Annotated in this window: 3 protein-coding genes; 1 reads left to right on the forward strand and 2 read right to left on the reverse strand. The window is 67.7% G+C overall.

Annotation, left to right across the window (positions count from 1 at the left end; genetic code table 11):
- Positions 1 to 7: 7 nt before the first annotated feature.
- Complete coding sequence (locus MJ777_RS15300) at positions 8 to 1,576, reverse strand: alkaline phosphatase (RefSeq protein WP_239345533.1); 1,569 nt, start codon at positions 1,574 to 1,576, stop codon at positions 8 to 10.
- Positions 1,577 to 2,132: 556 nt separating this feature from the next.
- Here MJ777_RS15300 and MJ777_RS15305 point away from each other — a divergent pair.
- Complete coding sequence (locus MJ777_RS15305; protein ID WP_239376954.1) at positions 2,133 to 4,556, forward strand: Hsp70 family protein; 2,424 nt, start codon at positions 2,133 to 2,135, stop codon at positions 4,554 to 4,556.
- 96 nt (positions 4,557 to 4,652) lie between these two features.
- On the opposite strand, the gene MJ777_RS15310 is transcribed toward MJ777_RS15305, so the two are convergent.
- Positions 4,653 to 6,000, reverse strand: a 1,348-nt coding sequence (locus MJ777_RS15310) for a WD40 repeat domain-containing protein (protein WP_239376955.1), incomplete at its 5' end; no start/stop codon positions are given.

Consider the following 6,000-nt stretch of genomic DNA (forward strand, 5'->3'; position numbering starts at 1 on the left):
CTGGCGGTCAGGCCTGCACCGCTCCTGGCCTGCCGTTCTCGATTGCCCACGTGCTGTACTGGAACACGTCGGAATCCTGCTTGGTGAAGTCCCGCACGGCCCGCAGCTCCGCCGTCCAGACATCGCGGTTGATTGTGGACAGAATATACCCGCGGTAGTCGGATTGGAACTGCTTGATGTGCGGGTTCAGGGGGAGGGCGTTCCTGATGATTGTCGGGAACGGCGCCGGGAGAACCGAGCTGATCGCCGTGCCGACGAGCTCGGTCCCGACCACGGGCGAGTCCGGGTCACGGAAGTCCGTATGCAGGTCGTTGACGAGGAACGCGTGGATGTCGCCGGTCAGCACGACCGGGTTGGAGACCTTCCGGTCGTGCATGGCCTGCAGGACCGTGCGGCGCTCGGCCGCGTAGCTGTCCCAGAACTCGCTCCAGAAGTGGAGCGGGCCGGGGGCGAGGTCCAGCTGGGCCATCAGGATCTGCTGGACAAGCACGTTCCACCGCGCGCCCGCGTTCGTGAATCCCTTCAACAACCAGTCACGCTGCGGCGCGCCCAGGATGCTCCGGGCCGGGTCCTGGTTCTCGGTGCAGCTGACGATCTGTCCGCTGTTGACACCGTTGCTGTTGCACGCGTGAGCGTCGCGGTACTGGCGGGTGTCAAGGATGACGAACTCGGCCAGGTTGCCGTAGCGCAGCCGGCGGTACAGCACGTAGTCGCGGCGTACTCGGTTCGGGAGCGGCATGTGCTCCCAGTACGCCTGGTAGGCGGCGGCGCGACGCGCCAGGAAGATATTTTGTGGTTCGTTATCCTGGTTTGTCTGACTGGTGTAGTCGTTGGCGACCTCGTGGTCGTCCCAGGTCACCGCCCACGGGTGGGCCGCGTGCGCGGCCTGGAGGTCCGGGTCCGTCTTGTACTGCGAGAGCCGCAGCCGGTAACCAGCGAGGTCCTTCGGTTCCGGGCACGCGTGCAGCCGGGGGCGGCCGGGCTTCGGATTGGGTTCGTAGATGTAGTCCCCGACGTGGAAGACGACGTCCAGGTCCTGCTGGGCGATCTCCCGGTAGGCCGCGTAGTAGCCCTCCTCGTAGTTCTGGCAGGAGACGTGCGCGATGGTCACTTCGGAGACGTTGCGGCCCTCGCCGGGAGCGGTGCGGGTGTGCCCGATGGCGCTGCGCTCACCGGCCACTTCGAACGCGTAGTAGTAGTCGCGTCCCGGCAGCAGGCCGTCAACCTCGACATGTACACTGTGTGACCATTCGGGTTTGGCAGGTGCTTCTCCGCTACGGATCACACGGGTCAGGCGGTCGTCAGCGGCAAGGATCCACCGCACCTGGTAGGAGCGGTTGGGCATGCCGCCGCCCGGCTCCAGCGGTGACGGCGCGAGCCTGGTCCACAGGACGATTCCGTGCGATGTCGGCTCTCCGGATGCCACGCCCAGCGTGAACGGGTAGCCGTTGATCCGAGGGACGCCCGCGCGCGCGGCCGGCAGTGACGCGGTCGCAATTCCAGCCGCGGACAGCCCGGACGCCACGAGAAAACCGCGGCGTGCCAGGTTCGGATTGATCGAGTCAACAGATTCCATAGCCCCCTCCAGGACGCAACTTCGCTATCTACGGAATGGCGTGCGGGACGGCCTTTCTCGCACATGGACCGGCCGGCCCCTGAGCGGCGCGGTAGGCCGTGACGGGCGAGCGGGCCAGCTCAGTGCCTCTCGGATTTCAGCACCGTGCGCTGTCCGGGTGGTAAACGGATCGAAAATCGTTAACAAAAGATAAATCAATGAAGGTGGGTTCAGTGAAAAAGGACTTCGCCGTGGCGTGCGATTGCTTTTGTTGATGGATCGATTGGGCAAAAGAATGCACGAGCGCGGCTGGCTGATTGCCGGCCGGTGGTTGTTTCGCGGTAGCTGTATGTGATCCACTGTTCCCGTGGAGGCCGCCGCCGGTCCATCCGTGGTGCTGCGTGTTTCCGGCTGTGATTGATATTTTTTGATCATGCTACAGCCGTGCTGATTTGCTGATCGGCGGTATGCGGCTGTAGCAGCCCGCTGGTCCTGCGCTTATAATCCGGGCGAACACGTTGATCGATGTGCCGGCCTGACTCGTTGATCAACCTCGTGGTCGATGTTCGGGGGCGGTATGGGATATCAGCTGGGAGTTGACCTGGGCTCGGCCAACACGGTGGTCGCCGCGATCGACGACGGCTGGCCGCAGATCTTGGCTCTCGGTGGCGGAACCGACGTTCCGACCGTCGTCTACGCATCGCCCGATGGCGAGATTCAGGCTGGTCGGGCGGCCGAACGCCGCGCGGTGGCCGATCCGGGCCGGGCTGCCCGCGGTTTCCCGCGACGGGTGGGTGATCCGACGCCCGTGCTGCTCGGTGAGGCTGCCTACACCCCCGAGGCACTGGTTTCACGCCTGGTCGACTGGGTCGTCGCCGCGGCCGCCCGATTGCGCAAGGCGCTCCCCGACCACGTGGTCGTCGCCCATCCGGCCAGCTGGTCGCGGTTTCGGTGCGAGCTGTTCGCCGAAGCCGTCGGCCAGGTTGACGCCGATGTCCCGATCACGGTGTGCTCCTCCGCCGACGCTGTTGGCGCGCTGCTCAACCGCCGGAGCGCGCCGGCCCCCGGGGCGTTCGTGGGCATCTACGACTTTGGCGCGGGCTCTTTCGAGGCCGCGGTGCTGGCCACGATGCCCACCGGATTCCAGATTTCCGGTACCCCCGCCGGGATCACCCGCGCTGGTGGCATGGAAATCGATGACATCGTGGTGGCCCATGTACTGCGAAAGCTTGGTGGCGCCGCATCCGGTCTCGACCACGCGGATCCCGTGACGGCGGCGGCGCTGCGCCGGTTACGCTCTGAGTGCGCCCAGGCAAAGGAGATCCTCTCCGAGGACGATGTGGTCGATGTCCCGGTTGGCCTGCCACTGGTCGGTGGCGTGGGCATGCCGGAGTCCGTGCGGCTGACCCGGGACGAGCTCGAGTCCCTTATCCGGCCCATGGTGGACGACACGGTCCGCGTGCTCGAGCGCGTACTGCGGTCGGTTCCGGCGACATCCGCGGATCTGTCCGCGCTGCTGCTGCTCGGCGGCTCGGCTCGGATCCCGCTGGTCGCCCGGGTCCTTGCCGAAGCGTTCCCGGACGCCGGAAGACAGGAGATCGGCTCACCTGGTGATGTCGCCCTCGGCGCGGCGCTCATTGCCGCGCGGGGCGCGCGCCAGGCCGTACCCCCACTTCAAACAGTCATCATCGAGCCGCCGGCGCTGAGTGTCCCACCAGCGCTGAGTGTCTCGCCGGCGCTGAGTGTCCCGCCGGTTCCGCGGACTTCGCCACCGGTGATTCCGTCGATTGTGGGCAGCCGGCCCGGTGGAGCCCCGTCGTCGCCGAGCGTACCCGTTGCGGTCAGCGCGCCGCCGGTGAGCACCGCGCATGCGCTCCCGGTTCCAGCCCGGGTCACGCCGGTTGAGTTCGCCGACGCGGCGCATGCGGGCCGCCGGACGAAAAGTCGTCCGTTCGCCGGCTTTGTCAGCACCCGACGCGGGATTGTTTCGGTGGCGGCTGCCGTTCTTGTCCTGATCGCGGCCACAACGGCTGGACTTGTCACGGCCGCCGGTGGCGGTAATGGGCCGCTCCCGCTCCCTTCGGCCGGGGCGTCGGCGGTGGGCCAGGGCCAGGCGGTGGCCCCGCCAGGCGAGCCGTCGGTCCGCGCTGAGAACGTCATTCTCGCCTCCGGCTCCAGCGAGGTCGCACCGATCACCGAAACTGCTTACGCGCTGTTCCGACAGCAGCAGAGCGGGGTCGCGGTCCGGGTGGAGGCAACATCCACCGACGACGGATTCACGCGTTTGTGTCAGGGTAAGATCGACATCGCTGGTGCCTCCTTCGCGTTGAACACCACCTTCAAGGGCGATCCCGGCTGCGCGGATCGGGTCGCCGAGTTCGAGATCGCCCACAACACCCTGCCGGTCATCGTGAACCCGCAGAACACCTGGGCGCGCTGCCTGACGCTCAGTCAGCTCACGAACATCTGGAAGAAGGGCTCGACAGTCACCAGCTGGAACCAGATCGATCCGAGCTTTCCCAACGAGCCGGTGAAGCTGTTCGGCCCAGCGCCGACGTCCGTCCACGGCCAGGTCTTCAACCAGGAGGTGAACGGGGCGAGCGACAACGTCCGCGGGTACCGCGCGGTCGAGCTGGAAAGCGTGGCGCAGAACGTCGCGCAGGACAAGAACGCGCTGGGCTTTCTTGATTTCCCGACGTTCGAGACGTACGGCGGCAAGATTCGTGGCGTGGAGCTGGACAACGGCAGCGGGTGTATTTCGCCGTCGGTGGTCTCCGCCGGGACCGGCACCTATATCCCGTTGTGTAAACCGCTCTATCTGTATGTAAGCAAGGAAGCCCTGCGCAGGCCGGCCACGGCCGCGTTCGTCAATTTCTATGTGCGTAATGGCCAGGACATCGCGTTCAGGTCCCATGAGGTGCCGCGGAACAACGAGACGACAACCGCCAACATCAACCTTGCCGGCAAGCTCACCGCGGGGGTCGGCCCGGTCGTGGCGTGAATGTGCCCGACGGCGGCGTGGACTGCCCGCGATACCACCGCCCTGGCGGTATCGCGGGGCTGAACGGCTGCGTCTGCCGGCTGCTGGGACCAGGGGCTATCGCGGGCAGGGGTCGGAATAGGGCAGCCGCGGTACCCACCGTCGCCACCCCTCGGGGTCCAGTCGGAAACGTGGATCCGCGCAGGCGGCTTGGGCGAGGGCGTCCGGATCGGTCGACAGCACCCGCAGATCGCCGTCCGCGCCACCGGCCGCGAACGCGTGTCCGTCACCGGACACCGCCAGCCGGCTGACAGCGGTGGTGTTCCGGCTCATGAGCCGGGTCAGTTCGACGGGTTTCGCCGTGGCGTCCCAGAACACGATGGCACCATCGGCGCCCGCGGATACCAGCAGGCCATCCGTGCCGAATGCGGCACCGGTGACGCGGTTGGAGTGGACCGCCAGGACGCTGACTGCCAGCGGTTTGGTGGGGTCTGACAGATCCCACAGCCGCAACGTGTTATCGTCACCGCCGGTTACCGCAAGATGTCCGTTCCGGTTGAAGGCCACTGTCACGACCGCACCGACATGCCCGGTCATGGTGGCGATCTGTTGTGGCTGCCCGGGGCTGGCCAGATCCCACAACCGCACCGTCTCGTTGACGGCCGCGGTAGCCAGCAGCCGGCCGTCCGGGCGCAGCGCGATGTCCGTCACCAGACCGCCACGGTTGGTCAGGAACGTCAGTGATACCGGATGCCGTGGATCGGCGATGTTCCACAGCCCGACCGTCCCGTCCGCGCCCGCCGTCACCAGCAGTTTGCCCGTGGGGTCGAACAGGAGCCGGACGACCGGGCTGATGTGTCCGTCAAGCCGGCTGGGCTGCCCGCTTGCGTCCGAAGCGTTGCCCTCCCACATCCGGTCGGCCCAGAGCCGGGCGGTGTTGTCGGCGCCGCCGACCGCGAGCCGGCGGCCGTCCGCGCTCAGCGCCACGCCGTTTGCCTGCCCGGTCATCTCCGGGCCGAGGTCGGCGGTCAGAACCGGTTTGCGGCGATCGCTGAGATCCCATAACCGTACCCGCCCGTCGGCGTCGGCCTCGGCGAGCGCCCGGCCATCGGCGTCCCAGGCGACATCGAGTACCTTCGCGCCGCGCTGGGGCAGTGACACCGCGGATGTGGCGACGAACGACGCGACCATGGCGCGCCGTGCCTCGGCTGTCGGCGCGATCCGGTATGCGGCAACGGCGAGCTGGCCGGCCAGGTTCGGGTCGCCCTGGCGCCTCGCGCTCGCCTCGGTCGCGAGCTGTCGGGACACCGCGGCTCGGTCGGTGCCCGGCTGGCCGCTGTTCTTGCCCGCAACGACGACAGCCAGGACGCACGCCGCCGCGATCACCGCCGCGAGGAGACTGAGCCGGCCTGGCCCGCGCCAGCCGCCCCCGCGCCGGCCAGGCCCGCGCCGGCCAGGTGCGACC

The sequence above is a fragment of the Protofrankia sp. Cj5 genome (genome assembly GCF_917627405.1).
Taxonomy (GTDB): Bacteria; Actinomycetota; Actinomycetes; order Frankiales; family Frankiaceae; genus Protofrankia.